The organism is Mesorhizobium sp. M1143, from assembly GCF_040318435.1.
Taxonomy (GTDB): domain Bacteria; phylum Pseudomonadota; class Alphaproteobacteria; order Rhizobiales; family Rhizobiaceae; genus Mesorhizobium.
In genome coordinates this window covers 16,195-42,328 of record NZ_JAMYMJ010000050.1, presented here as the reverse complement: position 1 = coordinate 42,328, position 26,134 = coordinate 16,195, and the positions used below count along the sequence as shown (strand labels likewise).

The window sequence follows — 26,134 nt, the reverse complement described above, 5'->3', positions numbered from 1 at the left end:
GATACAGAACATCGGCGTCCGCCCGCTGCGCGCGCTGGCCGGGGTTGCCATCGGCGGCTCGATAGGCTTTGCACTCGGCCTTGCCAACGGGCTGTCGGCGCTCAGCCGCGGCCTGACCGACACGACGCTACAGATGATCCGCAACATCCCGCATCTGGCGCTGATCCCGCTGGTCATCCTGTGGTTCGGCATCGACGAGGAAGCAAAACTGTTCCTGGTGGCGCTCGGCGTGTTCTTCCCGATCTACGTCAACACGCTGCTCGGCATCCAGAGCGTCGACCCGCATCTGGTCGAGATGGGCCGGGTCTACGGCATGGACCGCCGCGCGTTGTTTTTTCAGGTGATCCTGCCCGGCGCGCTGCCGGCGATCTTCGTCGGCCTGCGCTATGCCTTAGGCATCATGTGGCTGACGCTGATCGTTGCCGAAACCATCTCGGCCAGTTCCGGCCTCGGCTACATGGCCATGCAGGCACGCGAATTCCTGCTGATCGATGTCGTCGTGCTGTCGATCCTGATCTATGCGCTGCTCGGCAAGCTTGCCGACAGCTTCGCCCGCCTGCTCGAGCGGCTGTCGCTCGGCTGGCATCCCGCCTTCCAGAACGCCTGAGGGTTCGATGCCAACCGCCAGCCTGACCGCCATCCGTTCCTTCGTCGCCGCGCCGGAACCGTCACGGCCGGAGGAGGCCGTCGACAGGCAGCGCGCCTTTGCCTTCAAGGGCGTGGAAAAGCGCTTTGGCGACAAGGTCGTGCTCGACGGCATCGATCTCGACGTGCCGGTCGGGCAGTTCGTTGCCGTCATCGGCAAGAGCGGCTGCGGCAAGAGCACGCTTTTGCGGCTGCTGGCCGGGCTCGACCGGCCGACGGCAGGATCGCTGACATTCGGGCCGGAAGCCAAGGCCGGCGCCGGGGAAGAGAGCCGCTTCATGTTCCAGGAGCCGCGGCTGTTGCCCTGGGCCAGCGTGGTGAAAAACGTCGAGGTCGGGCTGACCGGGCTTGCCACCGGTGCGGAAGCCAGGCGGCGCGCGCTCGCCATCCTGGGTGAAGTCGGCCTCGCCGACCGCGCCGACGAATGGCCCTCGGTGCTGTCGGGCGGCCAGAAGCAGCGCGTGGCGCTGGCGCGCGCCCTGATCGGCCAGCCTCGGATCCTGGCGCTCGACGAGCCGCTCGGCGCGCTCGATGCGCTGACCCGCATCGAAATGCAGCAGCTTCTGGAACGCATCTGGCTGGAGCAAAAATTCACCGCCGTGCTGGTCACGCATGACGTCGCCGAGGCGGTTGCGCTCGCCGACCGGGTAGTGGTGATCGACGAGGGCCGCATCGCGCTCGATCTCGACGTGTCGGTGGCGCGGCCGCGCCGGCGCGGTTCGGTCGAGCTTGCCAGGCTGGAGGGCAGGATTCTGGATCAGCTGTTCGGGTAGAGCCTATCGCGGGCAGGGCATTCTATCCGAACCGGATAGATAGGTAACAGAATGGACCGGCAATATGGGGTGGCTGTTTTCTTGCTCGCCGGGTTGGCCCTGTTTGCGACTGCGGGTTTGACCAGCGCCTTCCCCCACTCCGTCACCGCTTCGCGGCGCCACCTCTCCCCCCTCCGGAGGGAGAGGAAGGGAGCCAGGCCGCATAAGTTCGCGCCCCTGCAAGGCTCGCGCCTTCGGGGGAGAGGTGTCGAGCGAAGCGCGACGGAGTGGGGTCGATCTGTGTGGGTCGATTTTTCGTCGCAACTCACCCCGGCGAACGGCTCGCCCATACCAGCCCGGCGAAACCGACCAGCATGGTCACGATGCCGATATAGAGCCATTGCGACTGGCCGGTCATGAAGCTGCCGCCGACCACGCCAATGCCTTGCAGCGACCACAGCGCGCCGATGGCCAGTACGATCAGCGCCAGCAGATATCTGAACAGTCTCATCGCCAAGATTCCTTTCCGAAGTCGATCGTCAACTGCGCCATGACCGTGATGACAGAGCGAAAGGACGGCGCCCAATCGCGCTCTCTTCTACTTGTACTATAACGTCCTGCCTTGCTCACGGAATCTGTGAAACAGCTCGCAATATCGCCGGCGATACGGCCGCGCCACACGAAAGATGCCTGACAAACTGTTTCCCAGCGACTCCAAACGTGTGCCGGTGCCACGGAACTGCCCGATGCTTGCCGCATTTCCTGCCTTATTCGACACTTAACGGCTGGGGTCTGTCGAAAACGGAGCCAATCCCCCCAACATGAAGAAAACAAACCAGACCGCGCTTGTCGCGGTAACGATCGCGGCTGGCCTGATGGTCGGTGCATCCGCCTCCTCCGCCGCTGGCCAGTGCGGCCGCGCCTCCTGGTACGCACTGCATTCCAGGACCGCCAATGGCGAACGCATGAACCCGTCGGCGCTGACCGCCGCGCACCGCAGCCTGCCTTTCGGCACCAAGTTGAAAGTGACCAACCAGAATAATGGCCGCAGCGTCATCGTGCGCATCAACGACCGCGGCCCGTTCATCAAAGGGCGCGTGCTCGATCTGTCCAAGGGCGCCGCCGGCCAACTCGGCTTCATCGGCTCCGGCCATACCTCGGTGTGCATGGCGCGCGTCTAGATCTGTCCAAGTCCGGCCCGATCGGGCCGGACACATCCTGCCCCGTCGTCCAACAGCCTTGCATTTTGCAGTGCACATTGAGCCGGCTGCACCCGCCCAACGCGGTTTCTCAAGGCCTTGGACGAAAGATTGGCATATGTCACGCCACGTGACGTATTGCATCGCAGCAATATCTTGTTAACCTCCGCGCGAGACATTCAAGGCTCGGCGCTGTCCGTCGTCCCTTCGGTCACGGCAGCTGCGGAGTACCTGATGTTCTACCAGCTCTATGAAATGAACCATGCCGCCCTGCAGCCCGCGCGGCTTTATGCCGATGCAGTGCGGCTGTTCTACACCAACCCGCTCAATCCGTTTTCGCATACGCCGTGGGGCCGCTCGGTCGCCGCCACCGCCGAACTGTTCGAGCGCACGACGCGCCGCTACAGCAAGCCGCATTTCGGCCTGAGCAAGACCGTGGTCGACTGGAAGAGCGTCGAGGTCAGCGAAAAGACGGTGTGGTCGAAGCCGTTCTGCAATCTTACCCGCTTCGAGCGGTCGGTGCCCGCCGGGCGAAAGGCCGACCCCAAGCTTCTCATTGTGGCGCCGATGTCGGGCCATTATGCGACGCTGCTGCGCGGCACGGTCGAGGCGATGCTGCCCTATGCCGACGTGCACATCACCGACTGGGTCGATGCCCGCATGGTACCGGTGACCGACGGCCATTTCGACCTCGACGATTATATCGACTACATCATCGACATGCTGCATGCGCTGGGGCCGGACACCCATGTGATGGCGGTGTGCCAGCCTTCGGTGCCGGTGCTGGCAGCGGTGGCGCTGATGGAAAAGCGCGGCGATCCCTTCGTGCCCTCGACCATGACCTTGATGGGCGGGCCGATCGACACCCGCCGCAATCCGACCGCGGTCAATCTTCTGGCCAAGGAAAAGGGCATCGACTGGTTCCGCGACAACGTCATCATGCACGCGCCCTGGCCGGTGCCGGGCTTCGGCCGCGAAGTCTATCCGGGCTTCCTGCAGCTGTCGGGCTTCATGAGCATGAACCTCGACCGGCACATCACCGCCCACAAGGACTTCTTCATGCACCTGGTCAAGCATGACGGCGACAGTGCCGAGAAGCACCGCGATTTCTACGACGAATATCTGGCGGTGATGGACCTGACGGCGGAATTCTATCTGCAGACCGTCGACACGGTGTTCGTGCGCCATGCGCTGCCCAAGGGCGAGATGACGCATCGCGGCGAGGTGGTCGACACCAAGGCGATCCGCAATGTCGCGCTGTTCACGGTCGAAGGCGAGAACGACGACATTTCCGGCCTCGGCCAGACCCAGGCCGCGCATGATCTCTGCCCCAACATCCCGGCTGACCGGCATGCGCATTACATGCAGCCGGCCGTCGGCCATTACGGCGTCTTCAACGGGTCGCGATTCCGCTCGGAAATCGTTCCGCGCATCGTCGATTTCATCACAAGCTACGGCCGCCAAACACGCGTAGCGGTGAAACCCAAGCTGGTCCGCTCCGCCAAAAGCTGAGGCTCGATCCAGCTGCAGCGTGCATTGCCCGCAGCAGCGGGGCGATTTTGCGCGCCACAGGCGTTCTGTTGCACAATAGACGCTGTTGGGCGGGCGCGGGTAACCATGCCGAAGAATCTGGCTCCCCCGATAATTGACACGGAGTGTAAATCCCCTTTAACCTTTCGTTAACAACAAGGGCGAACGGGGACAATGACTTCCTCACCGATAGCACGGACGCTGCGCTTGTGGGCGGCAGCAGGGCTGGCGATCTCTGCGTGCGGGGCAGTGCCGGCACTTGCAGGCGGCGCCATGGCGACGGGCGGCATGACCTCGCAGCCGATCGGCCACTATGATTTCTGTAAAACCCAGCCCGGCGAATGCTCGATCCGGCCGAGCAACCCCAACCCCGCCGCGATGACCGACGCCTTCATGCGCAAGCTGATCAACGTGACGTCAAGGGTCAACGCCGCCGTAAAGCCGATGAGCGACTACGACATCTATGGCAAGGACGAGGTCTGGGCCTATCCCGACAAGGGCGTCGGCGATTGCGAAGACTATGTGCTGGAAAAGCGCCGCCAGCTCTCGCGCTCTGGCGTGTCGCTGGCCGATCTCTTGATCACCGTCGTGCGCAAGCCGGACGGCGAAGGCCATGCCGTGCTGACGGTGCGCACCGACAAGGGCGACTACGTCCTCGACAATCTGACCGACAAGGTGAAGATCTGGGACGCCACCGGCTATCGCTTCCTCAAGCGGCAGGCCATCGACAACACCGGCCGCTGGGTCTCGATCCGCGGCGGCCAGCAGGTGCTGGTCGGCGCGGTTCAGTAAATAAGGACGATGCATGTGAGCGCGTCGCTGCGAACAGCTTCGTCGGAAGCCCGCGGCTAATAACTTTCACGAGATAACCGCAAGTCGGCGCTGCCCCTCATTGCCCTGCCGGGCATTTCTCCCCGTATATGACGGGGAGAAAGATGCTGCCATCGGTGATTTCGCCAATCGTCAACGTTGCAAAATAGTCGCCGGCAGGCGGATGAGGGCAGCGCTGCCCTCGAAATCTTATCTCTCGAAACGCCTCCTCAAAAAATTTCGCTACCTGCGTGAACCAAACCGTCTCCAGCGGCGACACACAGCCGTAAACAGAAACCCAACCATGGAGACTTCAAATGACTGCTTTCCTGCGTAATGCTTTCCTCGCCGCCATCGCGGTATCGTCCCTGGCCGGATCCGCTATGGCCGACCAGACCGGCTGCGCCAAGAACAACCAGTGGGGCAATCGCTGTTGCGATCTCACCTCGGACTGCCTGGGTGGCGGTCGCGGCGGCGATCATGACAGCACTGGCGGCCGTGGCGGCCAGGCCGGCGCGAAGTAATCTCGCTATATGCCCGCTGGCTAACGGCCGGCGGGCATCGCCTTCAGGATGAAATGCCGGCGCTATTGATGAGCATTCGTGGCCTTGGCGCCGCCCTACTTACGCCGCTCCAGTGCGGCCCGGATCGAGCCGGTGATGCGGGCAAGCTCGGCTTCGTCCAGCTTCTCGATGTTTTCGGCCAGGAGATTGGCCAACTCGGTGGCGGCAGGACTGAGGCCGGACGTATCGAGTCTCACCCGCGGATGTGAGGCCTCGGCCAGACGCGCCAGCTCTTCGGCATCGTCCCAGATGACGTTGAAATAGCCGATGATCTTCTGGATCAGCGTCCAGGTCGGCGCGCCGCGGCGGCCATGTTCCAGCGCCGACAAATAGGCGGCGCTGACTCCGATCGCCTGCGCCATGTCCTTCTGGCGCAAGCCGCGCTCGGCTCGAAGCGCCCGCAGTTTTTCGCCGAACGGCGTCATCAGCGGGTTCGCCTGAGTCGAACGTAGAGCGCGCCCGAACCGCCGTGGTTGCGGGCGGCGTGATCGTGGCTGGAGACCAGCGGCCGGAAGGCAGGCGTCGACAGCCAGGCAGGCACGGCGCGCCGCAAGACGCCGTCGCCGCCCGACGACGACCCTTTTCCCGTAATGACGAGGACATAGCGGATGCCGCCGGCATGGGCCCGGTGCAGGAACGAAAACAGCAGCGAATAGGCCTCGTCCTGGGTCATGCCATGCAGATCGACGCGGCCTTCGATCGGCAGCCGGCCCTTCTTCAGCTTGTCCAATGTCGGCTCGTCCAGCGCGTGCGATACATGCTGCGCCTTCGGCTTGGCGGCGAGGACCGGACCGACAGCGACCGGCGTCTGTGCCGGCTTGGGGTCGACGACGATGTCGGGAATCTCGACCGCGGTCCGGCCCTTCAGCGGTCGGGCGGTGCGCGCCACCAGGTTCCACAGCACCCGGTCGTCTTCGTTGAGTTTATCGGGGCGCTTGCTCATCGATTCGATTCCGAAACGAGAGCGCGTGGAACCAAGGCATAGAAATCGGCCGCATTGCGAACGACGCCGGCGATCTCGCCGGCCGCATCGCCGGAGCCGGCGAACAGATCGCCCCGCGCCGGTCCGGTGATGGCCGAGCCGGTGTCCTGCGCAATCATCAGCCGCCGGAACGGTTTTCCGTCGAAGGCGGTCAGCGACGGAGCGTCGATGTAGAAGGGGGTACCGAATGTGTGCCGCAGCCGGTCGACCGCGAGCGAACGGCCCGGCGTCAACGGCACCTTGGCGGCGGCGATAGGACCGAGTGCGGCATCGTCGACATCGGCTTCGCGAAAGAAGATATAGGAGCGGTTCTGCCAGAGGATCTCGTCGACGCGATCCGGATGCGCCCTGAACCAGGCGCGGATAGACTGCATCGTCACTTTTTCCAGTGGGATTTCGCCGAGTTCGGCGAGAATCTTCCCCGGACCGCTGAAACGTTGGCCGGATTTGGCGGCGTAGGTGACGCGGCAAAGCCGGCCGTCGGTCATCTTCAGCCTGGCCGCACCTTGCACATGGATGAAGAAGACGTCGACCTTGTCGGCAAGCCAGGCGATTTCCAGGCCTTGGCCGGCCAGCGCGCCTCTCTCGATCTCACTGCGGTCGAAATACTCCACCAGGCCCTGCGGCGTATCGCGGGCGAAGGCGAGATAGTCGTCCATCCCTCGAGGACGGTTGGCATCATCGATGTCGACGAGATCGGAAGGCCGCTCCAGCAGCGGCACCGTGAATTCATCCGTGCGCACTGGTGAGGCCTCGACCTCCGGCTCGTAGAAGCCGGTGACCAGGCCGGGGTTTTCGGATCGAATCTGGACTGGGGCGAAATGGCGCTCGAAAAAACCCTTGGCCGCCGACCGATTCGCCGGCGAAACGGTGCGCGCCTCGTCATAAGCGCCGGCAAACGCGTCGAACCGGACGCCCAACGAACCGGTGCGGTAGGGCTTGTTCAGGACATGAAAGGCCGAACGGCGGAAGGCTTCGAAAGCGGGCAGATGGTCATCGAAATTCCAACCGGGAAGATCATCGAAGGACTTTTCCACGAAAAGCGGCGAGAGCGACACCTCAGCCTCGCCACTGCCGATGTTTGCCTGCATGTCGCTATCCCAAAAAAGCTGCCCGCACCGGGCGACATGCATAGGCTCAGTCTTCTTCCTCGGTGGCGACCAGCTTCCAGTTCGGATCGCGCGAGCGTGTGTCGCGGGCGAAGGTCCAGACATCCTTGACCTCGGCCACCGTCTCGGGATCGCCATCGATGACGGCACCCGCCTTGTCGCGGGTCGCCGAAATCAGTTCGCTCACGATGCGCAGCGTGATGTGGGCCTCGCCGCCCTTCATCTCGGCCGAGACGATGTCGGCCTTGTCGATGCCGACGAAGGAGGACTGGATCTTTTCGGCTTTCGCCTCGCGGTCGCCAATCGCGGCAACGAAGCCGTCAAAAACCTCGCGCGACAACAGGTTTTTCAGCGTTTTTCGGTCGCCATCGGCATAGGCCATGACGATCATCTCATAAGCCATCTTGGCGCCGTCGACGAAGACTTTGGGGTCGAAGGAGGGATCATTGTCCTTGATCGCGCGCAGGCCCTTGTTGAGGTCGGTGTCGGGCTTGGCGAAGGCATCGATGGCCGCATAGGTCTCGGCAGCCGTCTCGCCCGGCATGCGCTTGCGTGGCAGCGAAACCACATTTTCGGGCTTCTGGGTCGCGTCCTTCTCGGTGCGGCTGGCCGTGTACGGATCGAAGGGCGGGCGCTCGCTGCCCGTGCGGCGGCCAAGCACGTTGCGCAGCTGGAAAAAGATCACCACCGCCGCAATCAGAAAGAAAATGGTGCCGAAGTCGAAGAATCCCATATCTTTCGCCAATCAATCCCTGACCTGGCCGGGACCGCCAGCCAATCCGGGCGGCGGTCGCATGGCGTTAAACATGCAAAGCATATAGAACGCATGGCGCAATCATTCAAATCAAAGGCAGGCATACCTATCTAACGGCCTCAGTGCCAGCGGCGATTATGCGCCGCCCGGCAAACATGGAAACGATCGGTCAAGATTTGCGCATTTCCTTCCTTCCTCTGTTCCTGCTTGCGCTGCCGCTGCTGGAAATCGCCGGTTTCGTCATTGTCGGCCGCGAGGTCGGGGCGCTGGCGACGGTCGGCCTGGTGCTGGCTTCAAGCATTGCCGGCGTGCTTCTGCTCCGGCACCAGGGTTTTGGCGTCATGGCGCGGGTCCGTGCCGAGATGGCCGGCGGCGGCGACCCCAGCCGCCAGCTCGCGCATGGCGCCATGATCGTGGTCGCCGCCATCCTGTTGATCATCCCCGGCTTCATTACCGATATTGTCGGCCTGCTGCTGTTCCTGCCGCCGGTACGCGACCTTGCCTGGCGCAGGCTCAAGGGCCGCATCGTCGTCGCGACCGATTTCACCGCCGGCGGTTTTCGCGGCAGGTCGCGCGACAAGGTCATCGACCTCGACGACGGCGACTATTCGCGCGAGGACGATTTCAAGCGCGGTCCCGACCATAACTCGCCGTGGCGCCGCCTGAAGGACGACTGACCGTCGCCTTGAGGACGACTGACCGTCGCCTTGAGGACGACTGAGGCTACATCGACCCCTTCGGCCTGAAGGCGGCAAACCTTGTCTTGTCATGCCGACCATGCTAGCCAACGCCCGATTTCAATTCGGTCAGCGCTGCTGTCCAGACAAAAGGAACAAGGCTCATGGCCAGCAAAGATGACGCGCCGGTCGGCGCCGCCAACGGCAACGGCGAAACGGCGCAGCCGTCGCTCAACGTGCTTGCCCAGTATGTGAAGGACCTGTCCTTCGAAAGCCCCGGCGCGCCGAACTCGTTGCGCGGCCGCGACAAGGCCCCCGGCATCGCGATCAACGTCAATGTCAATGCCAACCCGCTCTCCGACAAGCAGTTCGACGTCAATCTGACCTTGAACGCCAAGGCCTCTTTCGACCAGGAAGTGCTGTTCAATGTCGAACTGGTCTATGGCGGCGTATTCGCCATCGCCGGCTTCCCGCAGGAACACATGCTGCCGATCCTGTTCATCGAATGCCCGCGGCTCTTGTTCCCGTTCGCCCGCCAGATCATCGCCGAAGCCACCCGCAATGGCGGCTTCCCGCCGTTGATGCTCGACCCGATCGATTTTGCACAGATGTTCCAGCAGAAGCTGGCCGAGGACCAGGCGGCATCGAAGGTCAAGGTGAGCTGAAGGCAAGCGTCACGCGCATGAGTTGAAAGCCCGGCTTCGTGCCGGGCTTTTAGTATACTGAGATGCTGGCGGGACAGCACCCCCTCTGCCTTGCCAGGCATCTCCCCCTCAAGGGGGGAGATTGGCCGTCATCGCGACCTTCGCCAACTTTAGACGTTGCAGGAATGGGCTGGAGCGGCGAAGCTGCTGATCTCCCCCCTTGAGGGGGAGATGGCCGGCAGGCCAGAGAGGGGTGTGACGGAACGCTACCTCCGCGATCCGTTCACCCCGCCGCCACCTTCAGCCACAGCGCCTTTTCACCCAGCGTCGCCACCAGCCCCGCATGCGCCGCTCGCTCGCCCTCGGTCAGGCGCGGCGGCAGGGCGATTGGCCTGGCGGCGATCGAGATGTCGATGTCGGCAACGTCGCCATTGCTGTTGAGCTGCACCACGACCGCGTCGAGGACAAGTGCGGCCTGCTTGCCGCCGATGAGTTCGATGTAGACCTCGGCCAGGAGCTCGGAATCGAGCAGCGCGCCGTGCTTGGTGCGGTGGCCGTTGTCGATGCCGTAGCGGCGGCAGAGCGCGTCGAGCGAATTGGGGCCCATCGGATGCTTGCGCCGCGCCAGCGCCAGCGTGTCGACGACGCGCCCGGTGTCTATGGCCGGCTGGCCGAGCCGCCCGAATTCCGTGTTGAGGAAGCCGATGTCGAAATTGGCGTTGTGGGCGACGAGCTTGGCGCCGTCGGTGAAGGCGAGCCATTCCTCGGCGATTTCGGCAAAGGTCGGCTTGCCGACGAGGTCGGCGGCGCTGATGCCGTGCACGGCTTGCGCCTCGACATGGACGGCGCGCCCCTGCGGATTGATGAATTTGTGGAAGGTGCGGCCGGTCGGGAAGCGGTTGACCAGCTCGACGCCGCCAAGCTCGATGATGCGGTCGTCGCGCATGTCGAGTCCGGTGGTTTCGGTATCGAAAATGATCTCACGCATAGAATCAACCTACTCCTGGAGGAGTAGAATCATGGAGCGGAACAAAATGGCAATGGGTAATGCCGACAGCCTGCCGTCAGGGGCCTGATGGGCGCGACTTATCCCCCAGGAGTTAGCAGGCGAGCTCAGCGTCCTGAGAGCTCGGCAATGATCGCGCCGACCGCGGTGCGGGCGGCGTCCATGCCTTCACCGGTGTCGATGACGAAATCGGCCTGCCGGCGTTTTTCGGCATCGGGCACCTGCTTGGCCAGGATGGCCGCCAGCTTTTCCTCGCTCAAGTCAGGACGCGCCAGCACGCGGGCGCGCTGGATATCGGCCGGCGCGGTGACGACGATGACCTTGTCGACACGGTTGCGGCCGCCGGTTTCGAACAGCAGCGGAATGTCGAGCACGACGAGCGGCGCGCCGGCGGCGCGGTGCCTTGCCAGAAAGGCATCGGCATCGGCCCGCACCAGCGGATGGACGATCGCCTCCAATGTCTTCAGCGCAGCAGCGTTGCCGAGCACGCGGCGCGCCAACTCGGTGCGGTCGACCGAACCGGCAATCACGGTGCCCGGAAAGGCCGCCTCGACGAGAGGTGCTGCCTTGCCGGCATAGAGGCGATGTACGGTCTCGTCGGAATCATGCACCGGCACGCCGGCGTCGACGAACATTTTCGCCGTCGTCGACTTGCCCATGCCGATCGACCCGGTGAGGCCAAGCACGATCATCATTTGGCGCCCATCATTTGCGACCCATCATTTGGCGAGGATGTCGGCGACGATCATCTGTCGCAACTCAGGCGTGACCTGCGGCATCTTGCCGAACCAGCGTTCGAAACCGGGCACAGCCTGGTGCAACAGCATGCCGAGCCCGTCGACCGTCTTCAAATTTCTCGCGCGGGCAGCGGCAAGCAGCGGTGTTTCCAGCGGCACATAGACGATGTCTGCGACAATGGCGTGAGCTGGCAGGCCGGCCGGATCGGCGGCCAGCGTCGCATCGCCATGCATGCCAAGTGCCGTGGTGTTGATCAGCAAGCCGGCATCGCCAAGCAAGTCGCCGACCGCGCCATGTGCCGAGACGCCGGCGCCGAAGCGGTCGGCGAGTTCCTGCGCCCGCGCCAATGTGCGGTTGACGATGCGGATATCTTTGATGCCGCGCGATTTAAGCGCGTGGATGACCGCGCGCGACGCGCCGCCGGCGCCGAGCACCACGGCCGGACTATTCCTGTCCCAGCCCGGGGCATGCTCGTCGAGGTTGCCGGCAAAGCCGATCCAGTCCGAATTGCCGCCCCACAGCACGCCGTCGTCCAGCCACAGCATGTTGACCGCGCCGATCATCTCCGCCGCCTCGTCGCGGCGTTCGACCTGGGCGAAGGCGGCTTCCTTGTGCGGGATGGTGACGTTGCCGCCTTGATAGCCATTGGCCTCGAGCGACGAGAGGAACTCGGGAAAATCGGCCGGCGCGACATCGATCGCACGGTAGCTGCCGTCGATGCCGTATGTATTCAGCCAATAGCCGTGGATCTTCGGCGAGCGCGAATGCGCGATCGGATGGCCGGTGACGAAAGCTTTTTTCTCAACCATCGATGGCTCCGAGCGCACGCAATTCCGCCAGCACCGGTAACAGCGGCAGGCCGACAATGGTGAAATAATCGCCTTCGATCTTTTCGAACAGCTGGATGCCTTCGCCCTCGATCTGGTAGGCGCCGACGCTCGACAGCGCCTTGGCGCCGACGCGGGCCAGGTGCCGGCCGACGAAGGCCGGATCGAGCTTGCGCATGGTAAGGCTGGCGATGCCGACATGGCGCCACAGCACCTTGCCGTTGCGGCAGAGCACGGCGGAGCTGTTCAACTGATGCGTCTTGCCTGACAGCGCCAACAGATGGCGGCGGGCGCCTTCCATGTCGGCCGGCTTGTGGAACACTTCATCTCCCAGTGACAAAGTCTGGTCGCAGCCGAGCACCAGGGCGCCCGGTCTGCGTTCGCTGACCTCGGTCGCCTTGGCTTCGGCGAGTATCAGGGCGAGATCTTCCGGCGACACACCGCTGTCCTGCAACGGCGCCTCGAGCGCACGCTCGTCGACATCGGCAGGCACCGCTTCGATGCCGAGCCCGGCATTGATGAGCATTGCTTTGCGGAACGGGCTGCCGGAGGCAAGGATGATTTTTTCGGTCATGGGTTCTGGGCCTGGTCGATTGTGGTTGATCGGGGCAGGAGGTCGCGTTGCCATCCCATCATCTATTCTTCCCCCGCAGGGCAACAATGGCTGCCGCGGTCTCTTCGATCGAACGGCGGCTGACGTCTATCATCGGCCAATTGTGGCGGGTGCAGATCTGGCGGGCATAGGCGAGCTCTTCGGCGATCGAGGCACGGTCGACATAATCGGTCGCTTCGTAGGTGCTGCTGTTGCCGAGCACGCGGTTCTGCCGGACATGCGAGATGCGTTCGGCGGTGGCGATCAGCCCGACGATCAGCGGCTTGGTGGCAGCGACCAGGCTTTCGGGCACGGGCACGCCGAGCACGATCGGGATGTTGGCGGTCTTGATGCCGCGGTTGGCGAGATAGATGCTGGTCGGCGTCTTCGATGTCCTGGAAATGCCGATCAGCACCACATCCGCGTCGTCCATATTGAGCGGCAGCTGGCCGTCATCATGCTCCATGGTGAAATTGAGTGCGTCGATACGGTGGAAATATTCGGCGTCGAGCACATGCTGGGCGCCGACGCGGCGGCCGGCCGGCGTGCCAAGATAGGACTGGAAGACGGTGAGGACCGGCTCCAGCACCGAAACACAGGGCAGCCCCATGGTGGCGCAGCGCTCGTCAATGCCGCGCGCCAGCTTCTGGTCGACGACGGTGTAGAGGATGATGCCCGGTTCCTCCTCTATGTCCTCGAAGACTTTCGCCACCTGCTTTTCGGTGCGGATGAGCGGATAGATATGCTCGATGGCTCGCGCATCCTTGTATTGCGCCGAGGCGGCTCGGCCGGCCGCCAGCAGCGTCTCGCCGGTGGCGTCGGAAATCAGGTGCAGATGAAAGAAGCTCTGGGGTTTGTTCACAGGGGGCGCCTCAGGCTGTGGGCTTGTGTGGATAAATAGGGACCGCAAAGGCGACCGGCTGGAGGCGACTGTATCAGAAGGCCAGTTGTCCACAATTCGATGCGCTGTCAGCTCCACGGTGCGGCTGGGGACAAATCTGGGGACGGGCGTTTTTGCCAGCGCTTCATCCACAGAGGCGGTTTTGCAGCTGCTACGCCAAACCATTGACTCCAGTGATGGAATCCTGGTCATCCACACTCTTTGCCAATCCCGCGGAAGAAACACGCGACAAAATGCTGGCTGGCCTTTTCCAGGGCAAAGCGGGACAGGTGACAACCACCGATACCAACAGACTCTTAGAATCAGAAGATTCTAGAAATAGACTATTTAATTATAGAGAAGGCAGGGAAGAGAGCGCTCAATGCCCGAGAACCGCATCGTGCTGGACGTGCTGAGAGGCGAGGCAGTGTTTCCGCCGCCGCTCTGGATGATGCGCCAGGCCGGGCGCTATCTGCCGGAGTACCGCGAGACCAGAAAGCGCGCCGGGTCCTTCCTCGATCTTTGCTACAATCCTGATCTGGCCGTCGAGGTGACGCTGCAGCCGATCGAGCGCTTTGGCTTCGATGCCTCGATCCTGTTCTCGGACATTCTGGTCGTGCCGCATGCGCTGGGGCGCGATGTCCGCTTCGAGGAGGGCCGCGGGCCGCTGCTGACGCCAATCACTGCAGCTCAGATTTCGGCTCTCAACGGCGAAACGTTTCACGTGAATCTCGAACCCGTCTACGAGACGGTTCGCCGGCTGCGTGCAAGATTGCCTGACGAGACCACGCTGATCGGCTTCTGCGGCGCGCCGTGGACGGTGGCGACCTACATGATCGCTGGCCACGGCACACCCGACCAAGCGCCGGCGCGGCTGTTTGCCTATCGCGAACCGACGGCCTTCAAGCATCTCCTGAAAGTGCTCGCCGACCACTCCGCGGCCTATTTGATCCGCCAGATCGAAGCCGGTGCCGACGTGGTGCAGATTTTCGATTCGTGGTCCGGCGTGCTTGATGATGCGTCTTTCGATCAGTTCTGCGTGCAGCCGGTGGCGGAGATCGTCAGGCAGGTTCGTGCGGTTCATCCCGATGTTCCGATCATAGGCTTTCCCAAGGGCGCCGGCGCCCGCTACGAGACCTATCGTGAGAAGACCGGTGTCACGGGGCTGGGGATCGACTGGACCGTACCCCTGGCGGCGGCGAACGAACTGCAGCGCTCGGGTGCGGTCCAGGGCAACCTCGATCCCTTGCGGCTCGTGGCCGGCGGCAAAGCCCTGTCGGACGGCGTCGATGCGATCCTCAAGGCGCTGGGCGACGGACCGCTGATCTTCAATCTCGGCCATGGCATCACGCCGGAGACGCCGGTGGCACATGTCGAGGCGATGGTGAAGCAGGTGCGGAGCGCGACACGCTGATGGCTCAATCGGATAATACGCGCGGCAACAGCACTCGTGGGGCGATGATGCGCATGACCATCGGCATCGGAGTGCTGGTTGTTCTCACCGCACTTTTGTTTTTCTTTGCGCCTGAGGGTTTCTATCCCTGGGCGAAGGCAATCCATATCCTGGCCGTCATCTCCTGGATGGCCGGCATGCTCTATCTGCCGCGATTGCTGGTCTACCACGCCGACGCAGAGAAGGGGTCCGTCCAATCGGAGACCTTCAAGGTGATGGAGCGGCGTCTGCTGCGCGGCATCATCAATCCGGCGATGATCGTCACCTGGGTGTTCGGGCTTTGGCTTGCCTGGAAAGTGTTTGGCTTTCACGGCGGCTGGCTGCACGCCAAGATAGGCTTGGTGCTGTTGCTGTCGGGCGTGCATGGCTATCTGGCCGGTGCTGTCAGGAAATTCGCCGAGGACCGCAATGAAAAACCGGCGCGGCACTGGCGAATCGTCAACGAGATCCCCACATTGCTGATGATCGCCATCGTCATCCTGGTTGTCGTCAAGCCGTTCTAGGCCCATTTCGGTCGACAAAACGCAGCTTGCTCTTTCCCCCGACCGACGATAAAAGACGGGTCTTCCTTCCCGTCATGCGCCGCCCTTGATTGCTTTCGGCCGCGCCCGGCATTTATCGCATCCAGCCGATATATTTTCCCCAAAGCAGATTCAGAGTCCGTCTATGCAAGAAATGAAACTCGCAGAGTTCAAGAACAAGAAGCCGCCAGAGCTGATCGCCTATGCCGAATCGCTCGAAGTGGAAAACGCCAGCGTCATGCGCAAGCAGGAACTGATGTTTGCCATCCTGAAGAAACTGGCCGCCCAGGACGTCGAGATCATCGGCGATGGTGTGGTCGAGTTGTTGCAGGACGGTTTCGGCTTCCTGCGCTCAGCCAACGCCAATTATCTCCCGGGTCCCGACGATATCTACATCTCGCCCTCGCAGATCCGCCGCTTCTCCTTGAAGACCGGCGATACCGTCGAAGGGCCGATCCGCAGCCCAAAAGAGGGCGAGCGCTATTTCGCCCTTCTCAAGGTCAACACGATCAATTTCGACGATCCCGAAAAGATCCGTCACAAGATCCATTTCGACAATCTGACGCCGCTCTATCCGACCAAGCGGCTGAAGATGGAGATCGACAATCCGACCGGCAAGGACATCTCGTCGCGGGTGATCGACCTGGTGGCGCCGATCGGCAAGGGACAGCGCGCGCTCATCAACGCGCAGCCGCGTACCGGTAAAACGGTGCTGATGCAGAATATCGCCCACTCGATCACGGCCAATCATCCGGAATGCTATCTGATCGTACTTCTGATCGACGAACGGCCAGAAGAAGTGACCGACATGCAGCGTTCGGTGAAGGGCGAGGTCGTGTCCTCGACCTTTGACGAACCGGCGGTGCGCCACGTCCAGGTCGCCGAAATGGTCATCGAAAAGGCCAAGCGCCTGGTCGAGCATGGCCGCGACGTCGTTATTCTGCTCGATTCGATCACCCGCCTCGGCCGTGCCTACAACACCGTTGTGCCGTCCTCCGGCAAGGTGCTGACCGGCGGTGTCGACGCCAACGCGCTGCAGCGGCCGAAGCGCTTCTTCGGCGCGGCCCGCAACATCGAGGAAGGCGGCTCGCTGACCATCATCGCCACCGCGCTGATCGACACCGGCAGCCGCATGGACGAAGTCATCTTCGAAGAGTTCAAGGGCACCGGCAACTGCGAAATCCAGCTCGACCGCAAGGTCGCCGACAAGCGCATCTACCCGGCCATGGACATTTTGAAGTCCGGCACCCGCAAGGAAGACCTGCTGGTCTCCAAGCAGGATCTGCAGAAGATCTTCGTCCTGCGCCGCATCCTGGCGCCGATGGGAACCACGGATGCGATCGAGTTCCTGATCGACAAGCTGAAGCAGACCAAGACCAACGCCGATTTCTTCGATTCGATGAACACGTAAGCTTCTCGTCGGCCATCGTTTCGCATTGAAGCCCCGTTCCGGGAACTGGGACGGGGTTTTTCATTGCGGGGGCAAACAGGTCGCATTTCCGACAGGGCGTGGCCTTGGGCGGCAATTTCCACAGCTGTCGTCATGCGAGTAATCGCGTCTCGAAGATCGGAAGCCGCATGGAGAAAACAATCCCGACCCTGATCGGCTTCTCGGCCATCCTGACATGGTCCTTCCTGGCGCTGCTTTCGACGGCGGCGGGACCGATTCCGCCCTTTCAGCTGGCGGCGATGACGTTTCTGCTTGGCGGGTTGGTCGGCGCGTCGAGCTGGCTTGTCCGTCCGGCGGCGATCAAGTCGCTGCGCCAGCCGTGGCAGGTCTGGGCGCTCGGCACAGCGGGGCTGTGCATCTACCACTGCGCCTATTTCTTCGCCATCCAGTCGGCGCCGCCGGTCGAGGTCAGCCTGATCGCCTATCTCTGGCCGTTGCTGATCGTCGTCTTTGGCGCCTTCCTGCCTGGAGAAAAGCTGAGGGCCCATCACATTGCCGGCGTCATGCTCGGCCTTGCCGGCGCCATTGTGGTGATCACCAAGGGCGGCACGATCGGACTGGCCAATGGTGTGATGAAGGGGCATGTCATCTCGCTGTTCTGCGCTTTCATCTGGGCCGGCTATTCGGTTTTATCGCGCCGCTTTGGCAAGGTGCCGACCGATGTGGTCGTCGGTTACTGCTTCATCACGGCTGCGGTCGCCTTGGTGCTGCACCTCACCCTTGAGACCACCGTCTGGGCACAGACGGCGACGGAGTGGAGCGCCATCGTCATCTTGGGCGTAATACCGCTAGGCGCCGGCTTTTACGCCTGGGACTATGGCTGCAAGCACGGGGACATCATGATCCTCGGCGCCCTCTCCTATGCCGCGCCCCTCTTCTCGGTCATCGTGCTTCTGCTGGCAGGCTTTGGTGTGTTTCACTGGTCGGTGGCTGTTGCTTGCATCCTGATCACGGTCGGAGCGGTGGTCGCGGCCAAGGATTTGCTGTTCGGGCCGCGGTCGCCATCCATTGATGCGACGCCGCTTCCTTCGGCGTTGGACGGAAACACCGGTTGACCTGCCGTCGCAACAGCGGCTCGGTTCCTACGGATCCGGCGCCACGGGCAGGATAGCCGGTGCATAGCTCCGGTCTGCCGGTTGGCGGCCGGATGCCACTGGCCAATGTTCGATCGATTCGCATGCGTTCCGATCGGGGCGACAATATCGGCGTGACGCGGGTCTGGCTTCTGATTCGCAGCCGGAACGAAGCTTGCCTGTCGGGGGCGAAGGATCCAGCTTCACGGCTCGGGGCCAGGCACAAGCGTTAACGATGCGGCCTGCGTAGGGCTTGCTGGCCCGCCCAGAACTGCTTGGCGTCGGAATTAGGACCCGCCTGCTCGCACATGGATGACAAGGCGGCTATACAGATTTGGTAATGCCCGGCCGCTCCTCGCGATCGACCTTGATATTGACGAACAGCCGGTTCATGACGGCCGCATACTGTGGGATTGTCGACCGGACAGCTAGGCGACCGGTGAGAACGGGCAAATGATTTCAGGCGATTCGATTGTTGCGCTGTCCAGCGGCCGCCTGCCTGCCGGCATCGCTGTCATCCGCATCTCCGGACCAAGAACTCGATTCGCTGTCGAAACGGTTGCCGACGGCATGATCAAGGACCGGGTTGCGACCCTGCGCAAGCTCCGAACAGTGGACGGGTCGCTTATCGACAACGGCCTGGTGCTGTTTTTTCCGGGGCCGAACAGTTTTACCGGCGAGGATGTCGCCGAGTTCCACGTCCATGGCGGCCGCGCCGTCGCCAGCAAGATGCTGGAGATCATTGCCGGGTTTGACGGCGTGCGTCATGCGGAACCTGGTGAATTTACGCGCCGGGCTCTTCTCAACGGCAAGCTGGATCTGGTCGAGACGGAGGCGTTGGCCGATCTGGTCAACGCCGAAACCGAAGCGCAGCGGCGCTTTGCCGTGCAGAATGCCGAAGGAGTGCAAAGCGAACTCTATCTTGGCTGGCGCCGTCGGCTGATCCATGCACGGGCGATGATCGAGGCGGAAATCGACTTCGCCGACGAAGACGACGTGCCCGGTTCGGTTTCGGACACGGTTTGGTCCGATGTGCGCGCAATGGTGGGCGAGATCGGCCGGCATGTCGATGGCTTCCATGCCGCCGAGATCATCCGTGACGGGTTTGAGGTTGTCATCCTCGGTGCACCGAACGCCGGCAAATCCAGCCTGTTCAACGCGCTGGCCAGGCGTGAGGCGGCGATTGTTACCGACGAGCCCGGCACGACGCGGGACTTGCTCGAAGTGGTGCTGGATCTCCACGGAGTGCGGGTCAGGGTAACCGACACCGCGGGCCTGCGCGAGTCGCCCGGCAAGATCGAAGCGATCGGTATCGAAAAGGCGCGGGCCAAGGCGCATACGGCTGACCTGGTGCTGTTGCTGGAAGATCTGGCGGACCCTACTGCGATCGGCAACATGCCTGTTGACGCCCCGGCTTTGAGAATCGGCACCAAGGTCGATCTCTTGAAAGGTTCGCCGCGATCAGAGGCGTATGATGCGTTGATATCGACGGTGGACGGCACTGGTTTGGCTGAACTGCTGGCTGAGATCGGCAGGCGCGCCGCGGCTGCTATCGGCGATGCCGGTGACATCCTGCCGTCTCGGTTGCGGCATGTGGAGCTGCTCAATGAGACCAGGCGCTTTCTGATCTCGGCTTTGTCGGGGCAAGAGTGCGGCCAGGAGCTACGGGCGGAGGAGCTGCGTCTTGCGGCGGACCGACTTGGCCGGATTGTCGGCGCGGTGGATGTCGAGGACCTGCTGGACGTGATCTTTTCGCAGTTTTGCATTGGAAAGTGACTCACGTGAAACATGACGGGGCGCTGGTATGAGTGACTCACGTGAAACATAGGGGCCGCCCAAGTGCGTTTCACGTGAAACGAGACGGTTGGCAAAAGGGCAAGTGGCCGAAAGCCTGCACCGCCCCTCATTGTCCCCGTTCATGGGGAGAAGATGCCGGAAGATAGATAAGGGGCAGCGCCAAACGAGGCTTCGCCGCTTCCATGACTCACGTGAAACACCTCTGCGGCTTTCAGCACTCCGGTCCACGTGAACGAATCAACCTGCAATCCTTGACAGCGTCCTCTCGTGGGGACATGTGTCGGGAAATCTCTGAATCTGGAAGGGACAATGATCGATCACTATGACGTGGTTGTGGTAGGCGGTGGCCATGCCGGGTGCGAGGCTGCGAGCTCTGCCGCGCGCGCCGGCGCCAGGACCGCGCTGGTGACGCTGCGCTTCGACACGATCGGTGTCATGTCCTGCAATCCAGCGATCGGCGGCCTCGGGAAGGGCCATCTGGTGCGTGAGATCGACGCCATGGACGGGCTGATGGGCCGCATCGCCGATGCTGCCGGCATCCAATTCCGCCTGCTCAATCGCCGCAAAGGCCCTGCCGTGCGCGGGCCGCGCACGCAGGCCGACCGCAAGCTGTATCGGCTGGCCATGCAGGAAGCGATTCGGCAGCAGAACGGTCTCGACGTCGTCGAAGGCGAGGTTCTGGACTTCGACATCGTGGATGGACGGGTCGCCGCTGTGCGCCTGGCCGGCGGGCGCCGGTTGGCGTGCGGCGCCGTGGTGCTGACCACCGGCACCTTTCTTCGCGGCCTCATCCACATTGGCGACAGGAAGATTGTCGCCGGGCGGATGAACGAGCAGGCGAGCCTTGGCCTGTCGGCGACGATGAGCCGCGCCGGTTTCGCGCTTGGACGGCTGAAGACCGGCACGCCGCCGCGGCTCGATGGCCGCACCATCGACTGGGCGTCGCTGGAAAGCCAGGCGGCCGACGAACATCCAGTGCCGTTCTCGCTGCTCACCGACACAATCAAGAATCCGCAAATCCATTGCGGTATTACGCGTACGACGCCGGCGACGCACGCGCTGATCCGCGCCAATCTCGGCCGCTCGGCCATGTATTCCGGCTCGATCGAAGGCGTAGGTCCACGTTACTGCCCGTCGATCGAAGACAAGATCGTCAAGTTCGGCGATCGAGAAGGTCATCAGATATTCCTGGAGCCGGAAGGGCTGGACGATGACACCGTCTACCCCAATGGCATCTCGACCTCCCTGCCCGAAGACGTCCAGCTCGACATTCTGAAGACGATCCCGGGCCTGGAACGCGCGACCATGCTGCAGCCCGGCTACGCCATCGAATACGACCATGTCGATCCGCGCGAGTTGGAGCCGACGCTTGAGACCAAACGTATTGCGGGGCTTTTCCTCGCCGGTCAGATCAACGGCACCACCGGTTATGAAGAAGCCGGAGCGCAGGGCCTGCTCGCCGGGCTCAACGCCGCGCGCAAGGCGGCGGCCGACGACCAAATCGTGCTCAGCCGCACCGAAGCCTATATCGGTGTGATGGTCGACGACCTCACCAGCCGCGGCATTGCCGAGCCCTACCGCATGTTCACTTCGCGGGCGGAGTTTCGCCTATCGCTGCGCGCCGACAATGCCGATGAAAGGCTTACGCCTCTGGCAAATCGGCTGGGTATCGTGTCGCCGGAGCGAACGCGGCGGTTCAATCAAGTCACACAGGATCTTGATAGGGCGCGCGAACTCGCAGCTGCGACAACGATGACGCCCAACGAAGCAGCGCGGCATGGGCTGGAGATCAACAGGGACGGCGTGCGCCGCTCCGCCTACGAATTGCTCGCTTATCCCGGCGTCAATATAGCTTGGCTGGCCCGTGTTGCGCCGGCCTTTGGCGCAATCGACGTCAAAACCTCTGAGCGGCTCGAAACGGAAGCGAAATATTCGGTTTACCTCGATCGCCAGCAGACAGATGTCGCACAAATCCGCCACGAGGAAAGCCGGCTGATCCCGGCGTCGGTGGATTTCGCCGATGTTCCTGGCCTGTCCAATGAGCTGAAGCAGAAGATGCTAGCGCGTCAGCCCCGGTCGATCGCTGACGCGCAGCGTATGGAAGGCATGACGCCGGCGGCGCTGGCCATCATCGTCGCGCACGTTCGCAACGCCGAATCGGCCGCCCAAAGGGCCGTTGCGTGAGCGCTGCCTCATGGGCGAGCCTGCAAGAGGCTGCGGGACCGGTTTCACGTGAAACATTCGATCGCCTGGTGGCGTTCGAAAAGCTGTTCCTGAAATGGAACCGAAGCATCAATCTGGCCGCGCCGTCGACGCTGGACGATGTCTGGGGCCGCCACATTCTGGATAGCGCGCAACTGGCGCGAATCGCCCCGCAGGCCAAACACTGGGCCGATCTCGGTTCGGGCGGCGGTTTTCCGGGCCTGGTGCTGGCTTTCCTGCTGGTCGAGCGCGACGGCGCATCGATCGATCTGGTCGAGAGCAACCGCAAGAAAGCGTCCTTTCTGCAAGCGATGATAGGCCAGTTCGGTTTGCCGGCGCGGGTTGTCGCGCGGCGCATCGACGACAGCTATGCGCTTGTTTCCGCACCGGAAATCATCACGGCGCGGGCGCTGGCCGCGCTGCCGGCGCTGCTCGATCTGTCGGCGCCGTGGCTGACCAAGGGATCGCGGGCGCTGTTCCACAAAGGCCGGGATTACCGCTCCGAGGTGGAAGAAAGCACTCACCGCTGGGCTTTCGATCTGGTAGAACATCCGAGCATGACCGACGCCCATGGCGTCATCCTCGAAGTGACCGATCTGCAGACTGCGTAAGCTCTCCTTCGCAACCTTGGCGACGCAATGAATACCTGGCCCACATGAATACCTGGCACAGACCCATGAAAACCGGACCTCGCATCATCACCGTCGCCAACCAGAAGGGCGGCGTCGGCAAGACAACCACCGCCATCAATCTGGCCACGGCGCTGGCCGCGATCGGCGAAAAGGTGCTGATCGTCGATCTCGACCCGCAAGGCAATGCCTCGACGGGTCTCGGTATCGACCGCAAGGACCGCACCGTCTCCTCGTACGATGTGCTGACCGGCGAACTGGGCCTGGAAGAGGCGGCCATTCCAACGGCGGTGCCCGGCCTGTCGATCGTGCCGTCGACGCTCGATCTGCTCGGCATCGAGATGGAAATCGCCTCGGCGCCGGATCGCGTGCTTAAGCTGCGCAACGCGCTGCGCGCCGCCACCGAGCGCGGTGCGCCGTTCGGCTATGTGCTGATCGACTGCCCGCCCTCGCTCAACCTTTTGACTTTGAATTCAATGGCGGCAGCCGATTCTGTTCTTGTGCCGCTGCAGTGCGAGTTCTTCGCGCTGGAAGGGCTAAGCCAACTCCTGGAAACGGTGGAGCAGGTGCGCCGTTCGATCAATCCGGACTTGATCATCCAGGGCATCGTGCTGACCATGTATGACGGCCGCAACAACCTCGCCAACCAGGTGGTTCAGGACGTGCGGGCACATATGGGCGACAAGGTCTACGAGACCATCATTCCTAGGAATGTGCGAGTGTCCGAGGCGCCCTCCTATGGCAAGCCGGCGATCCTCTACGACCTGAAATGCTCCGGCAGCCAAGCCTATCTGCAATTGGCATCCGAAGTGATCCGCCGCGAGCGAAAATTGCGCGCTGCATGATTAGGCAGGGTCGATAAACAAAGCGATCCGGCACCGAAACGATCAAGAATCTGGAATTGAGATGAGCGAAGACCTTTCGAGAAAGAGACTGGGGCGTGGACTGGCGGCGCTGATCGGGGAGATCGACCGCCCGGTGGCAGCGGCCGAAAAGCCAGGCCTGAATGCCGACGGCAAGGTGCCGATCGAGTTTCTGAGCCCGAACCCGAAAAACCCGCGCCGGCATTTCGGCGACGCCGATCTGACGGATCTCGCGCAATCGATCCGCGAACATGGCGTCGTGCAGCCGGTGGTGGCGCGGCCTTCGCCGACGCAGGCCGGGCGCTACGAGATCATCGCCGGCGAGCGGCGCTGGCGGGCGGCGCAGCGCGCCGGGCTGACCGAGATCCCGATCATCGTGCGCGACGTCAACGACCGCACAGCGCTGGAACTGGCGATCATAGAAAACGTCCAGCGCACCGATCTCAACCCGGTCGAGGAGGCGCTCGGCTACCAGCAGTTGATCGACGACCACGGCTACACACAGGCCGACCTCGGCAATGTCATCGGCAAGAGCCGCAGCCACGTCGCCAACACGCTCAGGCTGTTGAAGCTGCCCGACGTAATCCGCGACATGCTGGTCGACGGCGTGCTGTCGGCCGGCCATGCCCGGACGCTGGTGACGGCGCAGGATCCCGCCGGGCTAGCCAAGCAGATCGTCGAAGAAGGGCTTTCGGTGCGCCAGGCTGAGGCGCTGGCGCAGATGCCGGCGGGCGGCACGCCGCCCAAGGCAAAACCAGCACACGGCGCATCGGGCAAGGATGCCGACACGCTGGCGCTGGAAAGGCTGATGACCAACACGATCGGCATGATCGTGACCATCGAGCACAAGGGCAAAGGCGGCGCGATCCGCGTGGACTACCGCAGTCTGGAGCAGCTCGACGAGCTATGCCGGCGGTTGAAGGATGAGCGGTAGAGGGTTGGGGTTGCGCCATATTTAGCCGGCGAATGAAGTTCTGGCTTAGGATGAAGAAAGGGCTTGGCGGTTGCCGGCCCTTCTTTTTATTGGCGATTGCCGAAGGGATCGAACTGCTGATCTCCCCCCTTGAGGGGGAGATGGCCGGCAGGCCAGAAGGGTCGTCTCCCATCAAGCGCCGACCTCGTTCGTCGTTGCGAAAGGCGCCAGCGCTCCACGCGCCGCGACCCCCACTGTCGCCTTTGGCGACATCTCCCCCTCAAGGGGGGAGATCACCGCTGCGCCAGCCTCGCGCTCTCCACCGCAATGCCGAGCAGCGCCTGCCGCGCCAGCGCTTCCGACAAATCCGGCCTGCGCCTGGTCTGCAGCACGGCCGATTGCAGCCGGTTCAGCGCGCGGCTGAGCGCCTCGACGTTCCAGCGCTCCAGCGCCTTCTCCACCAGCTTGCGCCGCGAGAAAAACACCGGCGGACGGGCGCCGGCCACTGCCGAGGCGGCGTTGCGGCCGGCGGTGTCCATCTGGCCGCGCATGATTTGAAGCTGCTGCAGCTGCCGCATCGCCGAGGACAGTACCAGGAAAGGATGGCCGCCGGACAGGCAGTGGCGGGTGAAGGCGGTGTCGAAGTCACCGATCTTGCCTTCCAGCACAGCATCGACCGCGTCGTCGAAGGAGGCGCCGGAAACGTCGCCGGACATCGCCCTGACGTCATCGAGGCCAATGTCCTTCTGGCCGTGGGCGTAAAGCACCAGCTTTTCGATTTCACCGCGCGAGGCCAGCCGGTCGCCGCCGAGATTGCGGCGCAGCGCCTGGCGCGCATCGAGCGCCATCGACATGCCGGCCTTGCGCAACTCGTCGTCGATGACGCTGTCGATGTCGCGCGCTTCATCGGCATAACAAGGCAGCGCCATGGCGTTGTCGGCCGCCTCGACCACGGCGCGCAGCCCGACGCCTTTTTTAAGGTCGCCGGCCTCGATGAGAATGATCGCGTCGCGCGCGGGCTCCGCGGTCAGCGCCTTGACGTCCTCAGCCAGCGGCTTCTGGCCGCTGGCGTTGCGCACCCACAGAAGCCGCCGGTCGGAGAACATCGGCACGGTCCGGGCTTCGTCGAGCAGCCGGCCCTGGTCGCGATCGACCTCCGCGCCGTCGAGCCGTACGACGGAAAACGGATCGTCGAGCGGCAGGCCAGTTTTCGCGGCAAAGGTTTTGGCCCGCTCGGCGACCAAGCCGCGGTCGGGTCCGTAAAGCAGGACGATCGATATGCGCGCTTCCGGCTTCGCCAGCCACGAATCGACTTCGTATCCTTTTTTCTGCGCCATTAGCGTTGGTTAGCATGGGGAGAGGGCGGAGTGAACGGAGAAGCGGTCTTCCCTTCTCCCCTTGTGGGAGAAGGTGTCGCCGAAGGCGACGGATGAGGGGTGTTCCAGAAGGCACCAACGTCTCACTCCGCTGGAACACCCCTCATCCGTCTTGCCGCTTCGCGGCAATCCACCTTCTCCCACAAGGG

The 26,134-nt window shown here is 63.0% G+C and carries 28 protein-coding genes and 1 pseudogene; 17 read left to right on the top strand and 12 right to left on the bottom strand.

Going from position 1 to position 26,134, the window contains the following annotated elements; translation table 11 throughout:
* Together NKH35_RS25570 and NKH35_RS25565 are read left to right on the top strand one after the other, a co-directional pair.
* Positions 1-607, top strand: a 607-nt coding sequence (locus tag NKH35_RS25570; protein ID WP_352916801.1) for an ABC transporter permease subunit, incomplete at its 5' end; no start/stop codon positions are given.
* Positions 608-614: 7 nt separating this feature from the next.
* Positions 615-1,418, top strand: a complete 804-nt coding sequence (locus NKH35_RS25565; protein WP_027048691.1) for an ATP-binding cassette domain-containing protein — start codon at positions 615-617, stop codon at positions 1,416-1,418.
* Positions 1,419-1,722: 304 nt separating this feature from the next.
* On the opposite strand, the gene NKH35_RS25560 is transcribed toward NKH35_RS25565, so the two are convergent.
* Positions 1,723-1,908, bottom strand: coding sequence for a hypothetical protein (locus NKH35_RS25560; RefSeq protein WP_023686050.1), 186 nt, complete (start codon positions 1,906-1,908; stop codon positions 1,723-1,725).
* Between the two features lie 310 nt (positions 1,909-2,218).
* Between NKH35_RS25560 and NKH35_RS25555 the strand changes: the two genes are divergently transcribed.
* The 4 genes from NKH35_RS25555 to NKH35_RS25540 all read left to right on the top strand — a co-directional run bounded on the left by NKH35_RS25555 (position 2,219) and on the right by NKH35_RS25540 (position 5,460).
* Positions 2,219-2,578 carry a septal ring lytic transglycosylase RlpA family protein gene (locus NKH35_RS25555; protein WP_023672096.1) on the top strand — a complete coding sequence of 120 codons (360 nt, stop codon included), beginning with the start codon at positions 2,219-2,221 and terminating at the stop codon, positions 2,576-2,578.
* A 252-nt stretch (positions 2,579-2,830) separates the two neighbouring features.
* The gene (locus NKH35_RS25550) at positions 2,831-4,108 is read left to right on the top strand and encodes a polyhydroxyalkanoate depolymerase (protein WP_023824080.1); all 1,278 of its coding nucleotides are present in this window, start codon (positions 2,831-2,833) and stop codon (positions 4,106-4,108) included.
* Between the two features lie 192 nt (positions 4,109-4,300).
* Positions 4,301-4,918 (top strand): transglutaminase-like cysteine peptidase, encoded by a 618-nt coding sequence (locus NKH35_RS25545; protein ID WP_352916799.1) that lies wholly within the window; start codon positions 4,301-4,303, stop codon positions 4,916-4,918.
* Positions 4,919-5,253: 335 nt separating this feature from the next.
* Positions 5,254-5,460: a hypothetical protein gene (locus tag NKH35_RS25540; RefSeq protein WP_023672099.1), complete on the top strand. Its 207-nt coding sequence runs from the start codon at positions 5,254-5,256 to the stop codon at positions 5,458-5,460.
* 95 nt (positions 5,461-5,555) lie between these two features.
* On the opposite strand, the gene NKH35_RS25535 is transcribed toward NKH35_RS25540, so the two are convergent.
* The 4 genes from NKH35_RS25535 to NKH35_RS25520 all read right to left on the bottom strand — a co-directional run bounded on the left by NKH35_RS25535 (position 5,556) and on the right by NKH35_RS25520 (position 8,323).
* Positions 5,556-5,924: a helix-turn-helix domain-containing protein gene (locus NKH35_RS25535; protein ID WP_023672100.1), complete on the bottom strand. Its 369-nt coding sequence runs from the start codon at positions 5,922-5,924 to the stop codon at positions 5,556-5,558.
* A complete protein-coding gene (locus NKH35_RS25530; protein ID WP_023672101.1) occupies positions 5,924-6,442 on the bottom strand; it encodes a Smr/MutS family protein in 519 nt (172 codons plus the stop codon). Before NKH35_RS25530 ends, NKH35_RS25535 begins: the two co-directional genes overlap by 1 nt.
* Entirely contained in the window at positions 6,439-7,539 is a 1,101-nt protein-coding gene (gene mltA / locus NKH35_RS25525) for a murein transglycosylase A (protein ID WP_023726729.1), read from the bottom strand. The genes NKH35_RS25530 and mltA overlap by 4 nt, the downstream gene beginning before the upstream one ends.
* Positions 7,540-7,618: 79 nt before the next feature.
* The gene (locus tag NKH35_RS25520; protein ID WP_023672103.1) at positions 7,619-8,323 is read right to left on the bottom strand and encodes a Tim44/TimA family putative adaptor protein; all 705 of its coding nucleotides are present in this window, start codon (positions 8,321-8,323) and stop codon (positions 7,619-7,621) included.
* 197 nt (positions 8,324-8,520) lie between these two features.
* Here NKH35_RS25520 and NKH35_RS25515 point away from each other — a divergent pair, with 197 nt between their 5' ends.
* Complete coding sequence (locus NKH35_RS25515) at positions 8,521-9,021, top strand: FxsA family protein (protein ID WP_352500180.1); 501 nt, start codon at positions 8,521-8,523, stop codon at positions 9,019-9,021.
* A gap of 164 nt (positions 9,022-9,185) precedes the next feature.
* Positions 9,186-9,686, top strand: coding sequence for a protein-export chaperone SecB (secB, locus tag NKH35_RS25510; protein ID WP_023672105.1), 501 nt, complete (start codon positions 9,186-9,188; stop codon positions 9,684-9,686).
* Between the two features lie 262 nt (positions 9,687-9,948).
* Here the strand turns inward: secB and dnaQ are convergent, their stop codons facing one another.
* The 5 genes from dnaQ to NKH35_RS25485 all read right to left on the bottom strand — a co-directional run bounded on the left by dnaQ (position 9,949) and on the right by NKH35_RS25485 (position 13,783).
* Entirely contained in the window at positions 9,949-10,653 is a 705-nt protein-coding gene (gene dnaQ / locus NKH35_RS25505; RefSeq protein WP_023672106.1) for a DNA polymerase III subunit epsilon, read from the bottom strand.
* A 125-nt stretch (positions 10,654-10,778) separates the two neighbouring features.
* Positions 10,779-11,363: a dephospho-CoA kinase gene (gene coaE / locus NKH35_RS25500; RefSeq protein WP_023702442.1), complete on the bottom strand. Its 585-nt coding sequence runs from the start codon at positions 11,361-11,363 to the stop codon at positions 10,779-10,781.
* Positions 11,364-11,390: 27 nt separating this feature from the next.
* Complete coding sequence (locus NKH35_RS25495) at positions 11,391-12,218, bottom strand: shikimate dehydrogenase (RefSeq protein WP_023702443.1); 828 nt, start codon at positions 12,216-12,218, stop codon at positions 11,391-11,393.
* Positions 12,211-12,810: a Maf-like protein gene (locus tag NKH35_RS25490; protein WP_352916797.1), complete on the bottom strand. Its 600-nt coding sequence runs from the start codon at positions 12,808-12,810 to the stop codon at positions 12,211-12,213. The genes NKH35_RS25495 and NKH35_RS25490 overlap by 8 nt, the downstream gene beginning before the upstream one ends.
* A 58-nt stretch (positions 12,811-12,868) precedes the next feature.
* Entirely contained in the window at positions 12,869-13,783 is a 915-nt protein-coding gene (locus NKH35_RS25485; protein WP_502906996.1) for a pyruvate, water dikinase regulatory protein, read from the bottom strand.
* Between the two features lie 307 nt (positions 13,784-14,090).
* Between NKH35_RS25485 and hemE the strand changes: the two genes are divergently transcribed.
* The 4 genes from hemE (at position 14,091) to yddG (ending at position 18,187) form a co-directional block, all read left to right on the top strand.
* Positions 14,091-15,122 carry a uroporphyrinogen decarboxylase gene (hemE, locus tag NKH35_RS25480; RefSeq protein ID WP_023685041.1) on the top strand — a complete coding sequence of 344 codons (1,032 nt, stop codon included), beginning with the start codon at positions 14,091-14,093 and terminating at the stop codon, positions 15,120-15,122.
* A complete protein-coding gene (hemJ, locus tag NKH35_RS25475) occupies positions 15,122-15,664 on the top strand; it encodes a protoporphyrinogen oxidase HemJ (RefSeq protein ID WP_023685042.1) in 543 nt (180 codons plus the stop codon). The genes hemE and hemJ overlap by 1 nt, the downstream gene beginning before the upstream one ends.
* A gap of 163 nt (positions 15,665-15,827) precedes the next feature.
* Positions 15,828-17,093 (top strand): transcription termination factor Rho, encoded by a 1,266-nt coding sequence (rho, locus tag NKH35_RS25470; protein WP_023672113.1) that lies wholly within the window; start codon positions 15,828-15,830, stop codon positions 17,091-17,093.
* 167 nt (positions 17,094-17,260) lie between these two features.
* Positions 17,261-18,187 (top strand): aromatic amino acid exporter YddG, encoded by a 927-nt coding sequence (gene yddG / locus NKH35_RS25465; RefSeq protein WP_352916794.1) that lies wholly within the window; start codon positions 17,261-17,263, stop codon positions 18,185-18,187.
* Between the two features lie 277 nt (positions 18,188-18,464).
* On the opposite strand, the pseudogene NKH35_RS32055 reads toward yddG, so the two are convergent.
* Positions 18,465-18,607 (bottom strand): annotated as a pseudogene (locus NKH35_RS32055) (DUF255 domain-containing protein); the annotation flags it as partial.
* 51 nt (positions 18,608-18,658) lie between these two features.
* Between NKH35_RS32055 and mnmE the strand changes: the two are divergent.
* The 5 genes from mnmE to NKH35_RS25435 all read left to right on the top strand — a co-directional run bounded on the left by mnmE (position 18,659) and on the right by NKH35_RS25435 (position 24,630).
* Positions 18,659-19,981, top strand: a complete 1,323-nt coding sequence (gene mnmE, locus NKH35_RS25455) for a tRNA uridine-5-carboxymethylaminomethyl(34) synthesis GTPase MnmE (RefSeq protein WP_023672115.1) — start codon at positions 18,659-18,661, stop codon at positions 19,979-19,981.
* 330 nt (positions 19,982-20,311) lie between these two features.
* Positions 20,312-22,186 (top strand): tRNA uridine-5-carboxymethylaminomethyl(34) synthesis enzyme MnmG, encoded by a 1,875-nt coding sequence (gene mnmG, locus NKH35_RS25450; protein ID WP_352916792.1) that lies wholly within the window; start codon positions 20,312-20,314, stop codon positions 22,184-22,186.
* Positions 22,183-22,815, top strand: a complete 633-nt coding sequence (gene rsmG, locus NKH35_RS25445; protein ID WP_023672117.1) for a 16S rRNA (guanine(527)-N(7))-methyltransferase RsmG — start codon at positions 22,183-22,185, stop codon at positions 22,813-22,815. The genes mnmG and rsmG overlap by 4 nt, the downstream gene beginning before the upstream one ends.
* A gap of 65 nt (positions 22,816-22,880) precedes the next feature.
* Positions 22,881-23,678, top strand: coding sequence for a ParA family protein (locus NKH35_RS25440; RefSeq protein ID WP_023672118.1), 798 nt, complete (start codon positions 22,881-22,883; stop codon positions 23,676-23,678).
* Positions 23,679-23,739: 61 nt separating this feature from the next.
* Positions 23,740-24,630 (top strand): ParB/RepB/Spo0J family partition protein, encoded by an 891-nt coding sequence (locus NKH35_RS25435; protein ID WP_023692912.1) that lies wholly within the window; start codon positions 23,740-23,742, stop codon positions 24,628-24,630.
* 272 nt (positions 24,631-24,902) lie between these two features.
* Here the strand turns inward: NKH35_RS25435 and holA are convergent, their stop codons facing one another.
* Positions 24,903-25,946 (bottom strand): DNA polymerase III subunit delta, encoded by a 1,044-nt coding sequence (holA, locus tag NKH35_RS25430; RefSeq protein ID WP_023726718.1) that lies wholly within the window; start codon positions 25,944-25,946, stop codon positions 24,903-24,905.
* Positions 25,947-26,134 lie beyond the last annotated feature (188 nt).